This window comes from Streptomyces sp. NPDC018026, assembly GCF_044327745.1.
GTDB classification, from domain to species: domain Bacteria; phylum Actinomycetota; class Actinomycetes; order Streptomycetales; family Streptomycetaceae; genus Streptomyces; species Streptomyces rubrogriseus.
In genome coordinates, this window is sequence record NZ_JBIRFY010000007.1 from 310,240 (window position 1) to 327,190 (window position 16,951).

Annotated in this window: 16 protein-coding genes; 7 read left to right on the top strand and 9 right to left on the bottom strand. The window is 72.8% G+C overall.

Annotated features, from left to right (window positions below):
* The first annotated feature begins 79 nt into the window (after positions 1–79).
* The 3 genes from glpK to parJ all read left to right on the top strand — a co-directional run bounded on the left by glpK (position 80) and on the right by parJ (position 4,412).
* Positions 80–1,639 carry a glycerol kinase GlpK gene (glpK, locus tag ACH4D3_RS23440; RefSeq protein ID WP_398324986.1) on the top strand — a complete coding sequence of 520 codons (1,560 nt, stop codon included), beginning with the start codon at positions 80–82 and terminating at the stop codon, positions 1,637–1,639.
* A gap of 8 nt (positions 1,640–1,647) precedes the next feature.
* Entirely contained in the window at positions 1,648–3,264 is a 1,617-nt protein-coding gene (locus ACH4D3_RS23445; RefSeq protein WP_398324988.1) for an FAD-dependent oxidoreductase, read from the top strand.
* A 146-nt stretch (positions 3,265–3,410) separates the two neighbouring features.
* A complete protein-coding gene (gene parJ / locus ACH4D3_RS23450; RefSeq protein WP_398324991.1) occupies positions 3,411–4,412 on the top strand; it encodes a filament polymerization regulator ParJ in 1,002 nt (333 codons plus the stop codon).
* A 60-nt stretch (positions 4,413–4,472) separates the two neighbouring features.
* On the opposite strand, the gene mshC is transcribed toward parJ, so the two are convergent.
* The 4 genes from mshC to ACH4D3_RS23470 all read right to left on the bottom strand — a co-directional run bounded on the left by mshC (position 4,473) and on the right by ACH4D3_RS23470 (position 7,961).
* Complete coding sequence (mshC, locus tag ACH4D3_RS23455; protein ID WP_398324993.1) at positions 4,473–5,702, bottom strand: cysteine--1-D-myo-inosityl 2-amino-2-deoxy-alpha-D-glucopyranoside ligase; 1,230 nt, start codon at positions 5,700–5,702, stop codon at positions 4,473–4,475.
* Positions 5,703–5,804: 102 nt separating this feature from the next.
* Positions 5,805–6,635 carry an SCO1664 family protein gene (locus ACH4D3_RS23460; protein ID WP_398324995.1) on the bottom strand — a complete coding sequence of 277 codons (831 nt, stop codon included), beginning with the start codon at positions 6,633–6,635 and terminating at the stop codon, positions 5,805–5,807.
* Positions 6,599–7,189 carry a DUF3090 domain-containing protein gene (locus tag ACH4D3_RS23465; RefSeq protein WP_115741299.1) on the bottom strand — a complete coding sequence of 197 codons (591 nt, stop codon included), beginning with the start codon at positions 7,187–7,189 and terminating at the stop codon, positions 6,599–6,601. The genes ACH4D3_RS23460 and ACH4D3_RS23465 overlap by 37 nt, the downstream gene beginning before the upstream one ends.
* A gap of 85 nt (positions 7,190–7,274) precedes the next feature.
* Positions 7,275–7,961, bottom strand: coding sequence for a histidine phosphatase family protein (locus tag ACH4D3_RS23470; RefSeq protein ID WP_398324998.1), 687 nt, complete (start codon positions 7,959–7,961; stop codon positions 7,275–7,277).
* A 62-nt stretch (positions 7,962–8,023) separates the two neighbouring features.
* On the opposite strand from ACH4D3_RS23470, the gene corA reads away from it, so the two are divergent.
* Complete coding sequence (corA, locus tag ACH4D3_RS23475) at positions 8,024–9,019, top strand: magnesium/cobalt transporter CorA (protein ID WP_398325337.1); 996 nt, start codon at positions 8,024–8,026, stop codon at positions 9,017–9,019.
* A gap of 21 nt (positions 9,020–9,040) precedes the next feature.
* On the opposite strand, the gene ACH4D3_RS23480 is transcribed toward corA, so the two are convergent.
* Together ACH4D3_RS23480 and ACH4D3_RS23485 are read right to left on the bottom strand one after the other, a co-directional pair.
* Entirely contained in the window at positions 9,041–9,829 is a 789-nt protein-coding gene (locus ACH4D3_RS23480) for a ferritin-like domain-containing protein (RefSeq protein ID WP_398325000.1), read from the bottom strand.
* A 237-nt stretch (positions 9,830–10,066) separates the two neighbouring features.
* Positions 10,067–11,122: an LLM class F420-dependent oxidoreductase gene (locus tag ACH4D3_RS23485; RefSeq protein WP_398325003.1), complete on the bottom strand. Its 1,056-nt coding sequence runs from the start codon at positions 11,120–11,122 to the stop codon at positions 10,067–10,069.
* A gap of 113 nt (positions 11,123–11,235) precedes the next feature.
* On the opposite strand from ACH4D3_RS23485, the gene ACH4D3_RS23490 reads away from it, so the two are divergent.
* The gene (locus tag ACH4D3_RS23490; protein ID WP_398325005.1) at positions 11,236–12,222 is read left to right on the top strand and encodes an aldo/keto reductase; all 987 of its coding nucleotides are present in this window, start codon (positions 11,236–11,238) and stop codon (positions 12,220–12,222) included.
* Entirely contained in the window at positions 12,219–14,558 is a 2,340-nt protein-coding gene (locus ACH4D3_RS23495; protein ID WP_398325008.1) for a helix-hairpin-helix domain-containing protein, read from the top strand. The genes ACH4D3_RS23490 and ACH4D3_RS23495 overlap by 4 nt, the downstream gene beginning before the upstream one ends.
* A gap of 37 nt (positions 14,559–14,595) precedes the next feature.
* On the opposite strand, the gene ACH4D3_RS23500 is transcribed toward ACH4D3_RS23495, so the two are convergent.
* The gene (locus ACH4D3_RS23500) at positions 14,596–15,369 is read right to left on the bottom strand and encodes a hypothetical protein (protein ID WP_398325011.1); all 774 of its coding nucleotides are present in this window, start codon (positions 15,367–15,369) and stop codon (positions 14,596–14,598) included.
* Positions 15,370–15,416: 47 nt separating this feature from the next.
* Here ACH4D3_RS23500 and ACH4D3_RS23505 point away from each other — a divergent pair, with 47 nt between their 5' ends.
* Positions 15,417–15,605, top strand: coding sequence for a DUF5703 family protein (locus tag ACH4D3_RS23505; protein ID WP_003977152.1), 189 nt, complete (start codon positions 15,417–15,419; stop codon positions 15,603–15,605).
* Positions 15,606–15,669: 64 nt separating this feature from the next.
* On the opposite strand, the gene chpC is transcribed toward ACH4D3_RS23505, so the two are convergent.
* Together chpC and chpH are read right to left on the bottom strand one after the other, a co-directional pair.
* Positions 15,670–16,434: an LAXTG-anchored chaplin ChpC gene (chpC, locus tag ACH4D3_RS23510; RefSeq protein ID WP_398325013.1), complete on the bottom strand. Its 765-nt coding sequence runs from the start codon at positions 16,432–16,434 to the stop codon at positions 15,670–15,672.
* Positions 16,435–16,612: 178 nt separating this feature from the next.
* Positions 16,613–16,846 carry a chaplin ChpH gene (gene chpH, locus ACH4D3_RS23515; protein WP_003977150.1) on the bottom strand — a complete coding sequence of 78 codons (234 nt, stop codon included), beginning with the start codon at positions 16,844–16,846 and terminating at the stop codon, positions 16,613–16,615.
* Positions 16,847–16,951 lie beyond the last annotated feature (105 nt).

Below are 16,951 nucleotides of genomic sequence, written 5' to 3' on the forward strand. Positions count from 1 at the left end.
CTCGGCGATCATCGAGCCGCAGACCACGCGCCGTACGCACCGGCCACCGCCACCCACCACGGAACCCCAGGAGCACACAGTGACCGACGCCCACACCACCGGCATCGCCTCCCACGGCCACGGGCCGTTCATCGCCGCGATCGACCAGGGCACGACCTCCTCGCGCTGCATCGTCTTCGACCGCGACGGACGCATCGTCTCCGTCGACCAGAAGGAGCACGAGCAGATCTTCCCCAAGCCGGGCTGGGTCGAGCACGACGCCACCGAGATCTGGACCAACGTCCAGGAGGTCGTCGCCGGAGCCGTCGAGAAGGCCGGCATCACCCGTGACGACATCAAGGCCATCGGCATCACCAACCAGCGCGAGACCACCCTCGTCTGGGACAAGAACACCGGTGAGCCCGTCCACAACGCCATCGTCTGGCAGGACACCCGCACCGACGCCCTGTGCAAGGAGCTCGGCCGCAACGTCGGCCAGGACCGCTTCCGCCGCGAGACCGGCCTCCCGCTGGCCTCCTACTTCGCCGGTCCCAAGGCCCGCTGGCTGCTCGACAACGTCGACGGTCTGCGCGAGCGCGCCGAGGCGGGCGACCTGCTGTTCGGCACCATGGACACCTGGGTCATCTGGAACCTGACCGGCGGCGTGAACGGCGGCAAGCACGTCACCGACGTCACCAACGCCTCCCGCACCATGCTGATGAACCTGCACACCATGGCGTGGGACGAGAAGATCGCCGAGTCGATCGGCGTGCCGATGCAGATGCTCCCGGAGATCCGCTCCTCCGCCGAGGTCTACGGCGAGATCACCGGCGGCCGCCTGGGCGACCTGCTCGGCGGCATCCCGGTCGCCTCGGCGCTCGGCGACCAGCAGGCGGCCCTGTTCGGCCAGACCTGCTTCTCCGAGGGCGAGACCAAGTCGACGTACGGCACCGGCACCTTCATGGTGATGAACACCGGTGACAAGCTGATCAACTCCTACTCGGGCCTGCTGACCACGGTCGGCTACAAGATCGGCGACCAGGACACGGTCTACGCCCTGGAGGGCTCGATCGCCGTCACCGGTTCGCTGGTGCAGTGGATGCGCGACCAGATGGGCCTGATCTCCACCGCAGCCGAGATCGAGACCCTCGCCCTGACCGTCGAGGACAACGGCGGCGCCTACTTCGTACCGGCCTTCTCCGGCCTGTTCGCCCCGTACTGGCGCTCCGACGCCCGCGGTGTGATCGCCGGACTCACCCGGTACGTGACCAAGGCGCACCTCGCGCGCGCCGTCCTGGAGGCCACCGCCTGGCAGACCCGCGAGATCGCGGACGCCATGACGAAGGACTCCGGCGTGGAGCTGACCGCCCTCAAGGTCGACGGCGGCATGACCTCCAACAACCTGCTGATGCAGACCCTCGCCGACTTCGTGGACGCCCCCGTGGTGCGCCCGATGGTCGCCGAGACCACCTGCCTCGGCGCCGCCTACGCCGCCGGTCTGGCCGTCGGCTTCTGGAACAGCACCGACGACCTGCGCGCCAACTGGCGGCGGGCCGCCGAGTGGACCCCCCGCATGGACGCGGACACCCGCGACCGTGAGTACAAGAGCTGGCTCAAGGCCGTCGAGCGGACCATGGGCTGGCTCGAGGACGAGGAGTAAGAACCATCATGACCACTCAGTCCACCCTGCAGTCCGTGCCTGCCCTGGGTACGCACCCGGCCTCCGGCTCCAACCCGAGCCGGGCCGAGACCCGGGAGCAGCTCTCCAAGGCGTCGTACGACCTTCTCGTGATCGGCGGCGGCATCCTGGGCATCTCCACCGCCTGGCACGCCGCGCAGTCCGGCCTCAGGGTGGCCGTGGTCGACGCCGGCGACTTCGCCGGCGCCACCTCCTCCGCCTCCTCCAAGCTGCTCCACGGCGGACTGCGCTACCTGCAGACCGGCGCGGTGAAGCTGGTGGCGGAGAACCACTTCGAGCGCCGTGCGGTCTCCCGCCAGGTGGCCCCCCACCTGGCGAACCCGCTCACCTTCTACCTCCCCGTGTACAAGGGCGGGCCGCACGGCGCGGCGAAGCTCGGGGCCGGCGTCTTCGCGTACTCGGCGCTGTCCGCCTTCGGCGACGGCGTCGGCCACCTGCTCTCCCCGGCGAAGGCCGCGCAGGACGTGCCGGAGCTGCGCACCGACAACCTCAAGGCCGTGGCCGTGTACGGCGACGACCAGATGAACGACGCCCGCATGGCCCTGATGACGGTCCGCGCGGCGGTCGACTCCGGCGCCGTGGTCCTCAACCACGCCGAGGTCACCGGGCTGCGCTTCACCGACGGCCGGGTGACGGGCGCCGAGCTGAAGGACCGGCTGTCCGGCGACGAGTTCGGGGTGAACGCCCGCCTGGTGCTGAACGCGACCGGGCCGTGGGTCGACCACCTGCGCCGTATGGAGAACCCGAACGCGGCGCCGTCCATCCGCCTGTCCAAGGGCGCGCACCTGGTGCTCAAGCGCACCGCGCCGTGGAAGGCCGCGCTGGCCACCCCGATCGACAAGTACCGGATCACCTTCGCCCTCCCCTGGGAGGACATGCTGCTGCTCGGCACCACCGACGAGGAGTTCGAGGGCGACCCGGCGGACGTCGCGGTCAACGACAAGGACGTGGCCCAGATACTCGACGAGGCCGCGTTCTCCATCCGCGACCAGCAGCTGGACCGTGACCTCATCACGTACTCCTTCGCGGGCCTGCGGGTGCTGCCCGGCGGCCCCGGAGACACGTCGAAGGCCAAGCGCGAGACGGTCGTCACCGAGGGCCGGGGCGGGATGCTGTCCGTCGCGGGCGGCAAGTGGACCACCTTCCGCCACATCGGCCGTACGGTGATGAAGAAGCTGGAGTCGCTGCCCGGCCACCCGCTGGGCGACGGCTTCGAGCCGATCGCGTCGCTGCCGAAGAAGCTGCCGCTGCCCGGCGTCGCAAACCCGCGCGCGGTGGCCCACCGGCTGCTGGTGGACGGCTCCGCGCCCGGCCCGCGCATGGCGGCCGACACCGCCAGGCACCTCGCCACGCACTACGGGTCACTCGCCTTCGACATCGCCCGGCTCGCCAACGAGAGCCCGGAGCTGGCGCAGCGCGTGCACCCGGACGCCCCGGAGATCTGGGCGCAGGTCGTGTGGGCCCGGGACAACGAGTGGGCCGAGACGGCCGACGACGTGCTGCGCCGCCGTACGACGCTGACGATCCGCGGCCTGGCCACGGACGACGTCCGCGCGCGGGTCCAGGACGTGCTCGACAAGAAGTAGCACCGGCCGGCTCCCGCGTCGGGTGTTCCGGCCCCGGGTACGGGGCAGTGATCCGTTCACTGCCCCGTGCGAAGGGGCTGCGGGCGGCCCCTCGGCACGCCGTAAGGTTGGGGGGTACGCGAGGGCACGTCGGAAGGAGGCGCTGGGTGATCGAGCTCGAGGGGGTTCCCGAGCTGGTCGACCCGGTCATGGTGGCCGCGTTCGAGGGCTGGAACGATGCCGGTGACGCCGCCTCCACCGCGGTCGCGCATCTCGACAGGGAGTGGAAGGGCGAGGTGTTCGCGGCGCTGGACGCCGAGGACTACTACGACTTCCAGGTCAACCGTCCCACGGTGTTCATGGAGGACGGCGTACGCAAGATCACCTGGCCGACGACCAGGCTGTCGGTGGTCCGGGTCGGCGGCGACAAACCGCGCGACCTCGTGCTCGTCCGCGGTATCGAACCGTCCATGCGCTGGCGCTCGTTCTGCAACGAGCTGCTCGGTTTCGCCCACGAGCTGGGCGTCGAGCTGGTGGTCGTCCTGGGCGCCCTGCTGGGCGACACGCCGCACACCCGTCCGGTCCCGATCAGCGGGACCACGTCGGACGCCGACCTGGCGCGGCGCATGGACCTGGAGGAGACCAAGTACGAGGGGCCCACGGGCATCGTCGGCATCCTCCAGGAGGCGTGCACGCACGCGGGTGTGCCGGCCGTGTCGCTGTGGGCGGCGGTGCCGCACTACGTGTCGCAGCCGCCGAACCCGAAGGCCACGCTGGCGCTGCTGAACCGGCTGGAGGACCTGATCGGCGTGCGGGTCCCGCTGGGCGAGCTGCCCGAGGACGCGCGTGCCTGGCAGGTGGGCGTGGACCAGCTGGCCGCGGAGGACACCGAGGTCGCCGAGTACGTGCAGTCGCTGGAGGAGGCCCGGGACACGGCGGAGCTGCCGGAGGCGTCGGGCGAGGCGATCGCGCGGGAGTTCGAGCGGTATCTGCGGCGGCGGGACGGATCGGGGCCGGGTGGGCCCGGCGGGCCTGGTGGGCATGCCACGGCGGACGGGGGTGACGGGCCGGCCGGGGCGCCGTTCCTGCGGGACAATCCGAGTGGGCGGACCCGGCCACCTCGGCCGCCGAAGCCGAGTGGGGACGACGAGGAGTCGTCGGAGGACTGAGCGAAGGAACCAGGGCCGCTTCCGGAGAAGCGGCCCTGGTTCTTTCGTCTGTACGCCTGCTTACAGCGCCACGCCCAGCAGGGCGTCCACCGCTCGGGAGACCACGCCCGGGGCGCCGGGGTCCGTGCCGCCGGAGTCCTGCTGGAGGGCGGCCCAGCGGTCGATCGCGTCGAGGGCGGCCGGGGAGTCCAGGTCGTTCGCGAGGGCCTCGCGGATCTGCTCCACCAGGGCCTCGGCGGGCGGGCCGTCGGGGCGGGAGACGGCGGCGCGCCAGCGGTCGAGGCGGGCGAGGGCGTCCTGGAGCACCTGGTCGGTCCACTCCCAGTCGGAGCGGTAGTGGTGGGCGAGCAGCGTGAGCCGGATGGCGGCCGGGTCGACGCCCTCGCGGCGCAGCTGGGAGACGAAGACCAGGTTGCCCTTGGACTTGGACATCTTCTCGCCGTCGAGACCGACCATGCCGGCGTGCACGTACGCCTTGGCCATGGGGAACTCGCCGGTGAGGGCCTGGGCGTGCGAGGCGCCCATCTCGTGGTGCGGGAAGGCCAGGTCGGAGCCGCCGCCCTGGACGTCGAAGCCCATGCCCAGGTGGTCGAGGGCGATGGCGACGCACTCGATGTGCCAGCCGGGGCGCCCGCGGCCGAGGGTGCCGCCGTCCCAGCTGGGCTCGCCCTCGCGGGCGGCCATCCACAGCATCGGGTCGAGCGGGTTCTTCTTGCCGGGCCGGTCGGGGTCGCCGCCGCGCTCGGCGGAGAGCAGCCTCATGGTGGCGGCGTCGAGGTGGGAGACGCCGCCGAAGTGCGGGTCCGCCTCGACGGAGAAGTAGGTGTCGCCCTCCAGCTCGTAGGCCGCGCCTGCGTCGCGCAGCCGCTCGACGAGCGGGACGATGCCGGGTATGGCCTCGACGGCGCCTATGTAGTGCTGCGGCGGGAGCATCCGCAGCGCCGTCATGTCCTCGCGGAAGAGGGCGGTCTCCTGCTCGGCGAGGGCGGTCCAGTCGACCCCGTCGCGCACGGCCCGCTCCAGGAGCGGGTCGTCCACGTCGGTGACGTTCTGGACGTAGTGGACCTGCCGCTTGGTGTCGAGCCACACGCGCTGCACGAGGTCGAACGCGTTGTAGGTCGCCGCGTGACCCATGTGGGTGGCGTCGTACGGCGTGATGCCGCAGACGTAGATACGGGCGACGGGACCGGGGTCGAGGGTGACGGGGCCGCCGGTCGCGGTGTCGTGGATCCTCAGGTCGCGGCCCTGACCAGGCAGGGCGGGGACCTCGGAAGCGGGCCAGGCATGCATGTCATGAGCGTAACCGGACGGGTGTTCCGTACACGAACCGGACCGGGCCGGATGGCCGGTAAGGCGTTCTTGCGCACCACCGGCCGGTGTGGCAGCGGATGCCTACACGGGCGGCCAGGGGATGGCCGGCCACTCGCCGCTCGGTTCGGGGTGCTTGCGGGTGGCCAGCAGGGCGTCGACCCGCGCGCGCGTGGCGTCGAGTTCGGCGGAGGTGATGAGCGCGGCGAGCCGGATGGCCAGGGTGCCGCCGTCCTTCAGCGCCTGTCTGAGGGCGTCGAGCACCGCCAGGGCCTCGCCGGTGAGGGGGTCGCCCGCCCAGCCCCACAGCAGGGTGCGCAGCTTGTTCTCGGCGTTGAAGGTGACCCCGTGGTCGATGCCGTACAGCCGCTCCCCCGCCGCGGGCAGCAGGTGGCCGCCCTTGCGGTCGGCGTTGTTGATCACGGCGTCGAGCACGGCGAGCCGGCGCAGCCGTTCGTCGTCGGCGTGGACGAGCAGCGCGGTGCGGCCCTCGCCGACCTCGGCGCGGGCGATCGCCTTCCAGCCGGCGCCGGGTTCCTCCTCGTCCACGAGGGCGAGCAGCTCCGTCTCCGGCACCGTCTCGATCCACAGCTGGACCATGCCCTCGCCGTACGGGCCGTCGCGCAGCACGGTGGGCGGGACCAGGCCCCAGCCGGTGGCCTCGGAGACCTCGTAGGCGGCGACCTCGCGCTGGGCGAGGGTGCCGTCGGGGAAGTCCCACAGCGGGCGCTCCCCGGCGACCGGTTTGTAGACGCAGGCCGCCTCGCGTCCTCCGTGCGTCACCGTGCAGTACAGGGCCGCGTTGGAGGCGTCACGGATGCGTCCGCGCACGGTCAGTTCGCCCAGGGCGAGCAGGTCGGCCGCCGCCGCGTCGGTGGTCACGCTCCGCGGCGGTATCCGTTCTGGCGCGGACATACGTGTCCTTCCGGGTCGAGCGGGAGGCTGCACAGCGGGCACGGCGGCCGCCCGGCGTTGACGACGTCGAGGGCGCGCTTGGCGAAGGCCCTGGCCTGCGCGCCGGTGAGGCGGACCCGGAGCATCGGCGGGCCGTTCTCCTCGTCCTGGAGGAGCCGCTCCTCGGCCTCCGCCAGGTCCTCCTCGGACTCGGCGTCCAGCTCCACGAGGGCCTGCGCCTCGACGATCATGCGCTGGTCCTCGCCGTCCCAGGCCAGCGCCATGGTGCCGACCCTGAACTCCTCCTCGACGGGGGTGTCCAGCGGCGCCGTGTCGGCGGGCCCGGTGGGGGCGGTGGCGGGCACGACGGTGCTGCCGCCGCTGCGCCGTACCACCTCGTCCAGAAGCTCGTCCATGCGTTCGGCGAGGGCGGCGACCTGGGTCTTCTCCAGGGCCACGCTGGTCACCCGGGAGCCGGCGATGGCCTGGAGGAAGAACGTACGGCGCCCGGGCAGCCCGACCGTACCGGCCACGAAACGTTCCGGTTGGTCGTAGAGGAACACCTGACGGGACACGTCCTGTCTCCATGGAAGTCGGGGAAGGCGGAAGATCGGGATCGGGGACACTGCCGCGACCGGTTCACCCTACTGCGGCGGACGATCACGGTGCGCCCGCACCACCCCCGACCGGCGCCTGGTCACCGGACGGCGCCTCGTGCGGGGCCAGGGAGGCGAAGTCGCCCGTGTCGCCGAGGCGGACCAGGAAGGGGCGCAGCCGGGTGTAGCGGATCGCGGTGACGGAGCAGGGCTCGACGGAGATCCGCTGGAAGAGGTCGAGGTGGAGGCCGAGTGCCTCGGCGACGAGGGATTTGATGATGTCGCCGTGGGAGCACATGAGGTAGACGGCGTCGGGGCCGTGGTCGCGCTCCACGCGCGCGTTCCACTCGCGTACCGCCTCGGCGGCGCGGGTCTGCATGGCGCGCATCGACTCGCCGCCGGGGAAGGCCGCGGCGGAGGGGTGCGCCTGCACCACCTCCATCAGGGGCTCGTCCATGAGGTCGGCGAGCTTGCGGCCGGACCAGTCGCCGTAGTGGCACTCCCCGATCCGTTCGTCGGTGTGCGCCCGCAGTTCGGGCCGGGCGTCGAGCAGCGGCCGGAGGGTCTCCTGGCAGCGCTGCAGGGGGCTGGTGACGATCTCGGAGAGCGGCAGGCCGGCGAGCCGCCCGGGGAGCGCGGCGGCCTGCGCGGCGCCGCGTTCGTCGAGGGCGACGCCGGGCGTCCAGCCGGCGAGCAGTCCCTCGGTGTTGGCGGTGGAACGTCCGTGCCTGACCAGGATCAGCGTGGGCATGCGGCCAGGGTAGGCGTACGGCGCGGTGCGGGGAGCGCCGGGACGAGGGGAGAATGGGTTCGGTGATCGTCGACTGCGCCATCTACCGGGACGGGCACCGCACGGACGGGCCCGAGGACCTCTCCGACGCGCTCGCCGGGGCGCGGGCGGCGGGCGGTTTCGTGTGGATCGGCCTGTACGAGCCGACGGAGGAGGAGTTCGCCCTGGTCAGCCAGGAGTTCGGGCTGCATCCGCTGGCGGTGGAGGACGCCCTCAAGGCGCATCAGCGGCCCAAACTGGAGGTGTACGACGACTCGGTCTTCGCCGTCCTCAAGCCGGTGGTGTACGAGCCGGACAGCGACGCCGTCTCCACCGACGAACTCATGATCTTCCTGGGCGACGCCTTCGCGGTCGTCGTCCGGCACGGCGAGGGCTCCCCGCTGAAGGCCGTACGGCGGCGGCTGGAGCACGAACCGGAACTGCTCGGCAAGGGTCCCACCGCGGTGCTGTACGCGATCGCGGACGCCACCGTCGACCACTACCTGGACGTGGCGGTCGAGCTCCAGACCGACCTGGAGGAGCTGGAGGCGGAGGTCTTCTCGCCGGACGGCGGCGGCTCCCGGCACACCGCGTCGCGGATCTACACCTTCAAGCGGCAGGTGCTGGAGTTCCGCCGGGCGACGGGTCCGCTCGGGCCCCCGCTGGCCCGGCTGGCGGGTGTCGGGGTGTACGGCGGCGGCGTGCCGTTCGTGAACGACAGGGCGCGGCCGTTCTTCCGGGACGTGAGCGACCACCTCACGCGCGTGAACGAGTCGGTGGAGAGCCTGGACCGGCTGGTCTCGGACATCCTGTCGGCGCACCTGGCGCAGACGAGCGTCCGGCAGAACGACGACATGCGGAAGATCTCGGCGTGGGCGGCCATGGCCGCGGTCCCCACGATGGTCGCGGGGATCTACGGCATGAACTTCGACCACATGCCGGAGCTGCACTGGGTGTGGGGCTACCCCGCGGTGATCGCGCTGATGGCCGTCCTGGAGCTGCTCCTGTACCGGCAGTTCAAGCACCGGGGCTGGCTGTAGGGGCCAGGGCCCCGGGCGGCCTCAGGCGACCTCGGGGGCCGCCGTGGCGGGTCCACCGAGCGCGTCGCGCCGTTCGGGCGTCCGGAGGGTCACCATGCGGCGCCAGCCGGCGATCCGCTCGGCGGCGTACATCGCGTGGATGCCCGCCGCGAGCACCGCCGACCTGGTGCGCGACCAGCCGAGGAGGCGTCCCATGTGCGCCATCACCGCGAGGCTGACGTCGCGGTGGACGCGGATCTCGGCGAGCGCGCACTCGCGCAGCGTCCGCCGGATGTACGGGCCGTGCCCGGCGGCGGCGAAGCGCAGCAGTTCCTCGTGGGAGTAGGCGAGGTGGTTGTCCTCGTCGGCCGAGATCATCCGGACGGCCCGGCCGAGTTCCGGATGGTCGGCGAAGTACTTGAGGAGCATCGCCATCTGCTCGGCGGCGCGCTGCTCGGTGACCCTGCTGTGGGCGAGGTAGGTGATGACGTCCCGCACCGTGAGCGGCTGGTCGGACTTGAGCTGCTCGTGCGCGAGGCCGATGCCGTGCCGTTCCAGGAGCATCGTGTAGTCGGTCTCTGGGGGTACGCCGACGGGTTCGAGGCCGCGCTTCTTCAGCAGGGCGTTGAAGATCCGGCCGTGCTTGTCCTCGTCGGCCCCGTGCCGGGTGATCTTGGGCGCGAGGGCGCGTTCGCTCTCGGGCACCAGCGCCGCGATGCGCGCGTTCTCCCAGCCGCCCTGGGACTCGCCGCTGGCCGCGATGGAGCAGAAGAGACGGTACGACTCGTCGTTGTCGACGATCTCCTGGAAAAGGCTCTTGGCCGAAAGCATCGCTGGCACCTCTCTGCCGCTGCGTGGTCCGCAGGTTCCGCACACTCCGCGAAGCACGAGTCAAATGCGGGTGCCGGAGCGCGGCAACAGGTGCGGCGCACAACTCCGCCGAAAGAAGGACGGCCGGGGTCGTGCGGAGGCGTAACCCCGCGCGCGTGGGCGCGTTGTTCCTCGTGACGGCCGTGGCGGGGAAGACCCCCGAGCCCCCACCACGGCCGCAGAAATCTTCCCGCGGTGCTACGCCAGTCCGGCGCGCTCCAGGGCCTCGGTGCCGGCCCGGAGGGCGGCGAGCCGCTCGTCCAGGGTGAAGCCCGCGGGGGCGAGGGTCAGGGTGGTGACGCCGGCCGCGGCGTAGGCCTTCATCCGGTCCGCGATGCGGTCGACGGAGCCGAGCAGGGTCGTCTGGTCGATCAGCTCGTGCGGGACGGCCCCGGCGGCGCCCTGCTTGTCGCCGGCCAGGTACTTGTCCTGGATCTCGGCGGCCTCGCGCTCGTAGCCCATGCGCTGGGCGAGCTGGTTGTAGAAGTTCTGCTTGCGGCTGCCCATGCCGCCGACGTAGAGCGCGGTGTAGGGCCGGAAGGTGTCGGCGAGGGAGGGGACGTCCTTGTCGTCGCCGAGGGCGAGCGGCAGGGTCGGGCAGATGTCGAACCCGTCGAGGGTCTGGCCGGCCTTCTCGCGTCCGGCGCGCAGGTGTTTGACGGCGGTCTCCTCCAGGTGGTCGGCGGACGGGAAGATGAGCAGGGCGCCGTCGGCGATCTCGCCGGTCTGCTCCAGGTTCTTCGGGCCGATCGCCGCGATGTACAGCGGGATGTGCTCGCGCTGCGGGTGCACGGTCAGCTTGATGGGCTTGCCGGGGCCGTCGGGCAGCGGCAGCGTCCAGTGCCGGCCCTCGTAGGACAGCCGCTCCCGGGTCATCGCCTTGCGCACGATCTCGACGTACTCGCGGGTGCGGGCGAGCGGCTTGTCGAACTTGACGCCGTACCAGCCCTCGGAGACCTGAGGTCCCGACACGCCGAGGCCGAGGCGGAAGCGGCCCTTGGAGAGGGAGTCCAGGGTGGCGGCGGTCATCGCGGTCATCGCGGGCTGGCGGGCCGGGATCTGGAAGATGGCCGAGCCCACGTCGATGCGCTCGGTCTGGGCGGCGACCCAGGTCAGCACGGTGGCCGCGTCGGAGCCGTAGGCCTCCGCGGCCCAGCACACGGCGTATCCGAGCCGGTCGGCCTCCTGGGCGACGGCGAGATTGTCCGCGTCCATTCCGGCACCCCAGTAGCCGAGGTTGATACCGAGCTGCATGGCCGATTCCCCTTACCCATCAGTAACGTGGCTGGTGCCCCGACCTTAGCGCGCGGAATTCGGTTGTCCACAGGCCCCCACAGCGCATGCCGTGGCCAGTAATGTCGGCGTTCATGGAGCAGAGGCATCTCGGCCGCACCGGCCTGCGCGTGTCCCGCATCGGTCTCGGCACCCTGACCTGGGGCCGGGACACGGACGAGCACGACGCCGCGGACCTCTTGAAGACCTTCTGGGAGGCGGGCGGCACACTCGTCGACACCGCGGACGTCTACGGCGACGGCGAGTCGGAGTACCTGCTCGGCCGCCTCATGGAGGGCCTGGTGCCGCGCCGGGACCTGGTGATCTCGACGAAGGCCGGCAGCGTTCCGGATCCGGACCGCCGGTTCGACGGCTCGCGTGCCCATCTGCTCTCCGCGCTGGACGCCTCCCTCGCCCGGCTGGGCACGGACCACGTCGACGTGTGGCACCTGCACGCCTTCGACCCGCACACCCCGCTGGAGGAGACGCTGCACGCCCTCGACGTGGCGGTCGGCAGCGGCCGGGCGCGCTACGCGGGGGTGTCCAACTTCTGCGGCTGGCAGCTGGCCAAGGCGGCGACCTGGCAGCTGGCGGCGCCCGGTGTGCGCAACCGGGTGGCCAGCACCCAGATGGAGTACTCGCTGCTCCAGCGGGGCGTGGAGCGGGAGGTGCTGCCGGCCGCCCTGGACCTGGGCATCGGGCTGCTGCCCTCGTCCCCGCTGGGCCGCGGGGTACTCACCGGCAAGTACCGCAAGGACGCGACCCCGCCGGACTCGCGGGGCGCCTCGGACCATCTGGCCCCGTTCGTCGAGCCCTACCTCGACGACACCGCCGGGCACATCGTCGACGCGCTGGCGACGGCGGCGGACGGGCTGGCGGTGACGCCCCTCCAGGTCGCGCTGGCCTGGGTCCGCGACCGGCCCGGGGTGGTCGCCCCGATCATCGGCCCGCGCAACGCGCAGCAGCTCACGGCGGCGTTGTCAGTGGAGACCCTTAGTCTTCCTGACGAGATCTGCCGGGCGCTCGACGACGTGTCGGCGCCCGTGCACCGCTATCCCGATCACGACTGGAGCACGCTGTGAGCACGGAGCCCGAGCCCGTCACCGAGGACACCACGGACGCCGTGGACGCCGGGCCGGAGACCCCGGGCGACGCGGCGGCGGCCGCGACGGAGGCCGCCGGGGAGACCGTCCGGCCGGACGGCGAGCCGGAGACGGCCGATGACGGGGCCGACCCCGGCACCCGGCCGGTCGAGCCCGCCGGGCAGGAGCCGGACGACGCCGGGGGCGGAGCGGCCACCCAGGTGTCCGAGGACGGGGGCGAGACGGCCGCGCAGGTGTCCGAGGGCGAGGCCGAGCTGGCCGCGCAGCGGCTCGAGCGCGAGCGGATCGAGCGGCGGAAGGCCGAGAAGCAGGGACCGATCGACGCCGGGGGCAAGCTCAGCGGCACGGCGGCCGACCTGCTCGCCGCCGTGCGCGCCGTGGAGAGCGGTGAGAAGCCGGCGGCCGCCGTCTTCGGAGCCCCCGAGCCCGCGCGCCGCCCCGCACCGGAACCGGCGCGACGGCCCCGGCCGACGCCCGCCGAGCCGGCCGCCGCGTCCGCCGGTTCCACCGGACCGGCACCGGAGACCGTGCGGACGCTGCAGCGCGTACTGGCCGAGGGCGGCGCCCCCGAAGCGCTCGCGCCGCAGACGGCCGCGCTCCTCGGCGAGGGCGCGGAGGCGGCGCTGCGGGCGGACCCCTGGCAGCTGCTCAGGGTCGGCGGGGTACGGCCGGAGCAGGCCGACGGCTTCGCCCGGGCGCTGCTCGGCGCGGAGTGCGGCCCAAACGACGAGCGGCGCGGCCGTGCCGTCACCGTCTGGCTCCTGGAGCAGGCGGCCCTGGCCGGGCACACGGCGCTGGAGCTGCCGCGGCTCGTCGACACGCTGGCCCAGCGGGGCGTGCCCGATCCCGACGCCGCCGTGCAGAGCACGCTCGCCGAGGGCGAGGCACTCGCCTTCCAGGACGCCCTGGAGGAGACCGGCACGCGCGGGGAGCCCGCGGCGAGCGGTGCGCACCGGGCCGACGAGCAGGACGCGGAGGGCGAGGAGGGCGAGGAACGTCCCGTCCGGGTGCTGATCGGTCTGGAGCGGTACGCGCTGGCCGAGGAGAGCCTCGCCGACGGCCTGGCCCGGCTGGTCAACTCGACGCCCAAGCAGGACGGGTCCGCGGACGACTGGGAGCAGGCCGCCGCCTCCGCGCAGGGCTCCGGCGCCGAACTGATCCGGGCCGTCGCGGCCCACGGGCTGGTCCTGCACACCGGGGGCGAGGCCTCCCTGGCCGAGCCCGCCGCGCTGCTGCGCGCGGCGCACGCCCTGGGCCTGCGGGCCTGGGCCGCCGCGCCGGGACCGCTCGGCCGCGACCGCTTCGGCGCCCTGCTGGGCGACCCGTCGGCCGAGCCGCCCTCCCCGGGCCCGGCCGCTCCCGCCGCCGTCACCGTGTCCGGGCTGCTGACCGGCACGGAGGGACCGGGGCGGGATGCCGACGGGGCACTGGACCTCGATCTGCTCGTCGTGCTCGACGCGCCGCAGCTCGACGTCGAGGCGGGCGCCCTGCTCGCGGAGTCGCTGCCGGACGGGGCGCGGCTGGTGCTGGCCGGGGATCCGGCGGTGCTCTGGTCCGTTGGCCCCGGGCGGGTCTTCGCGGACCTGCTGGCGGCACGGGTCTGCCCCCAGATCGCCTCGCGGCGTCCGGACCCCGGGCCGCTCGGCGAGCTGGTCTCCGGCATCGGCATCGGCGAGCTGAGCCAGGTGGAGGCACCCGGCAAGGAGGTCGTGATCGTGCCGGTGCGGGACGCGGGCGAGGCCGTGCACCGCACCGTCCAGCTCGTGGCGGACTCGGTGCCGCGCGCGATCGGCGTCCCCGCCGAGGAGACCCAGGTCATCACGCCGGGCCACGGCGGTGCCGTGGGCACGCGGGCGCTCAACGCCGCGCTGAAGGAACGGCTCAACCCCGGCCCCGGCCGCTTCGGCGGCTTCGACCCCGGCGACCGGGTCGTCCACACCCCCGCGCCGGGACGGGTGCAGCCGGGCCGGGTGGTCGGGGCGGACGCCGACGGCCTGCGCCTGTCGTGCGCCGGCGAGACCGTGGTCGTACCCAGAGACCGGGTGGAAGGGTCAGTACGGCACGGCTGGGCGCTCACCGCCCACCAGGCACTGGGCGGCCGCTGGCCCGCGGTGGTCGTGGTGCTGCCCGGCGACGCCGTGCCGGCCCTCAGCCGCCCCTGGATCTACACGGCGTTCGGCCGGGCCGCCCGGCACCTGTCCGTGGTGCACGGCGTGGAGCAGGCGCTCCCCCGCGCCGTGGCAGAGGTCCCGGCCAAACCGCGCACGACCCGCCTGCCGGTGCTTCTCGCACCGCAGACCCCGGCCGCCGGCTGACCGGGAACCCCGCCCGTCGGCCGGGCGGCCACGCTTCTCAGCGGTCCGCCTCCAGGCGGGCCGGTTCGTCGTCCTCGTCCAGATCCGAGTCGAGATCGGTGTCGAGGTCTCCGTCCAGCTCCGTCAGTCCGGCGTCGCCGTCCTCGTCGTCGCCGTCCTCGCCGTCTTCGATGTCCTCGTCGTCCTCGTCGTCCTCGATGTCGTCGTCGAACTCCTCGTCGAAGACCGTGCTGACGTCGAATCGGCAGACCACCCGCTCCGGGTCGACCTCCTCGAACGGGGCCTCCAGCCACTCGCCGGGGTCGGCGCTCTCGTCCGCGGCCGTCACCCAGAGCGTGGAGTCGCCCTCCTCCAGCCCGAACTCCTTGTGCCGGGAGGCGATCTCGTCCGGCTCGAACTCGCCGAAGAGGAGGCCGAGGGCTCCGTGCACGGTGCCCGAGGCCTCGACGTCCGGCGCTTCCTCGTCCGCCGCCTCGACCCGCCGGGCCTGGGCCATCAGCCGCTGCGGCTCGGCCACGGCGTAGTCGCGGCGGATCAGGACACTCAGCGCACTGGGTTCCTCGGGGCCCGTGTACGGCGGCAGCGTGTCCTCCCCGGGGATCTCGAAGGGAGTGACCTCGTCGTACCGGTCGTAGAGCAGTTCGTCGTACGCCTCCGCGGCCGCGGCCAGCTCGTTGAACGCGTCGTAGACGGCCGGGTCTTCTTCTCCCGACCGGCGTTCGACCGCGGCAAGGTGGCGGTCGAGCGCGGTCTTGACCGCCTCGGCGGCGGCGCGTACCTCGGCAGCGGTGGGCTGCGCAGCATCAGACATAGTGCAGACGCTATCCGTACCGGGCCCCAGCCCGCACAATAGATTCGATGCCGGAATACGAATTTGTCGATGTGTACCTACCGCGCGGGGTCACCCGCAAGGAGGCGGCACGTCAGCTGACGGACCATGCCGAGTACGGACACTGGGAGTTGTACCGCCTGACGCTCCTGCGCGACGGCAGCCGCAAGGTGCGGTTGCGGCGGCGGATCATCCGCCAGGTGCGCGCCACCTGGTGACGGAGGCGTACCCGCGGCGGGCCCCGCCGGTGCGGAGCCCGCCGCGTGCGCCACCGCGCCCGTCTCACGCCGAGGCGCGCGCCTTGCGGTAGAGCACCGTGCCCGCGAGCAGCGCGCCGGCGCCCACCGGCAGGGCGAGGCCCAGCGGCAGGTCGCTGCCGGTCTCGGCGAGCGCCACGTCGCCGCGGGGCTGGTCGACGGTCTGGGCGCCCGGCCGGTTGCCGTCCGTGGAGTCGCCCGGCGTCTCGTCGTCCGGCTCGGAAGGCTTGTCCGGCGTGTCGGGACTACCGGGGTTGTGCGGCTCTCCGGGAGGCGTTTCGTGGTCGCCGGGGGGCGTCGAGTGGTCCCCGCCCCCGTTGCCGCAGTCGTTGCCGAAAGCCGGGTTGAGGGCGCCGACCACGTCGATGCTGTTGCCGCAGACGTTCACCGGCACGTCGATCGGCACCTCGACGTGGTTGCCGGAGCCGACGCCCGGTGAGTCCGTGGCGTGACCGCCCGCGTGGGAGCCCCCGCCGTGGGAGCCGCCCTCGCCCCCGGAGTCGCCGTATCCGCCCTGGTCTCCGTGTCCGCCGGAGGCGGCTCCGCCGCCCTGGTTGGCGCACGCGTTGCCCATCGCCGGGTTGAGGGCGCCGACCACGTCCACCGTGTTGCCGCAGACGTTCACCGGCACGTGCACCGGGGCCTGCACCGTGTTGCCCGACAGCACGCCGGGCGAACCCGAACTCGAGCCGTGCGCACCCGAGTCCGCGTGGGCGGTGCCGCCCGCGGCGGCGATCACGCCGGTGGCCGCCGCCATCGTCATCAGGCCCTTGCGGGTAGCCTGTCGCATTTCCTGAATCCCTGCCTTGTCCTGGTCCCGTGGTACCGAGAATGCCGAGAGTGCCGGAATTCCGGCGCTGCCGTCTCCCCCCTGCCTCGAATGTCCCCCAAAAGGCCGTCGGCCCCGGAGCGCATGGCGTGCACTCCGGGGCCGGCGGAATCAGATCCTCACGGGGCGAGGCACAACGTCACTTGTTGATGCAGACGTTGCCGAAGGCGGGGTTGAGCAGACCGATCACGGAGATCGTGTTGCCGCAGACGTTCACCGGCACGTGCACGGGAACCTGAACGACGTTGCCGGAAAGGACGCCGGGCGAGTGCACGGCGGCACCCTGCGCACCGGAGTCGGCGACGGCCATGCCCGCGCCCGCGAGAACCAGACCACCGGTGGCTGCCGCGGCGGCGACGACCTTCTTGAGCATTGTTCCTCCTAGTTGGCAAACGCGATCCCAAAATTGCCGATCGCATCACCTGTAACGAGGAGGGAGTAATGAGGCTACGAGCTTATGAGCGCATTCACTCGCCCC

Coding starts and splice junctions, on each gene's coding strand:
- ACH4D3_RS23445 (WP_398324988.1), top strand. CDS start 1,648: ATGACCACTCAGTCCACCCTGCAGTCCGTGCCTGCCCTGGGTACGCAC.
- mshC (WP_398324993.1), bottom strand. CDS start 5,702: ATGCATGCCTGGCCCGCTTCCGAGGTCCCCGCCCTGCCTGGTCAGGGC.
- ACH4D3_RS23460 (WP_398324995.1), bottom strand. CDS start 6,635: ATGTCCGCGCCAGAACGGATACCGCCGCGGAGCGTGACCACCGACGCG.
- ACH4D3_RS23470 (WP_398324998.1), bottom strand. CDS start 7,961: ATGCCCACGCTGATCCTGGTCAGGCACGGACGTTCCACCGCCAACACC.
- ACH4D3_RS23480 (WP_398325000.1), bottom strand. CDS start 9,829: ATGCTTTCGGCCAAGAGCCTTTTCCAGGAGATCGTCGACAACGACGAG.
- ACH4D3_RS23485 (WP_398325003.1), bottom strand. CDS start 11,122: ATGCAGCTCGGTATCAACCTCGGCTACTGGGGTGCCGGAATGGACGCG.
- ACH4D3_RS23490 (WP_398325005.1), top strand. CDS start 11,236: ATGGAGCAGAGGCATCTCGGCCGCACCGGCCTGCGCGTGTCCCGCATC.
- ACH4D3_RS23500 (WP_398325011.1), bottom strand. CDS start 15,369: ATGTCTGATGCTGCGCAGCCCACCGCTGCCGAGGTACGCGCCGCCGCC.
- ACH4D3_RS23505 (WP_003977152.1), top strand. CDS start 15,417: ATGCCGGAATACGAATTTGTCGATGTGTACCTACCGCGCGGGGTCACC.
- chpC (WP_398325013.1), bottom strand. CDS start 16,434: ATGCGACAGGCTACCCGCAAGGGCCTGATGACGATGGCGGCGGCCACC.
- chpH (WP_003977150.1), bottom strand. CDS start 16,846: ATGCTCAAGAAGGTCGTCGCCGCCGCGGCAGCCACCGGTGGTCTGGTT.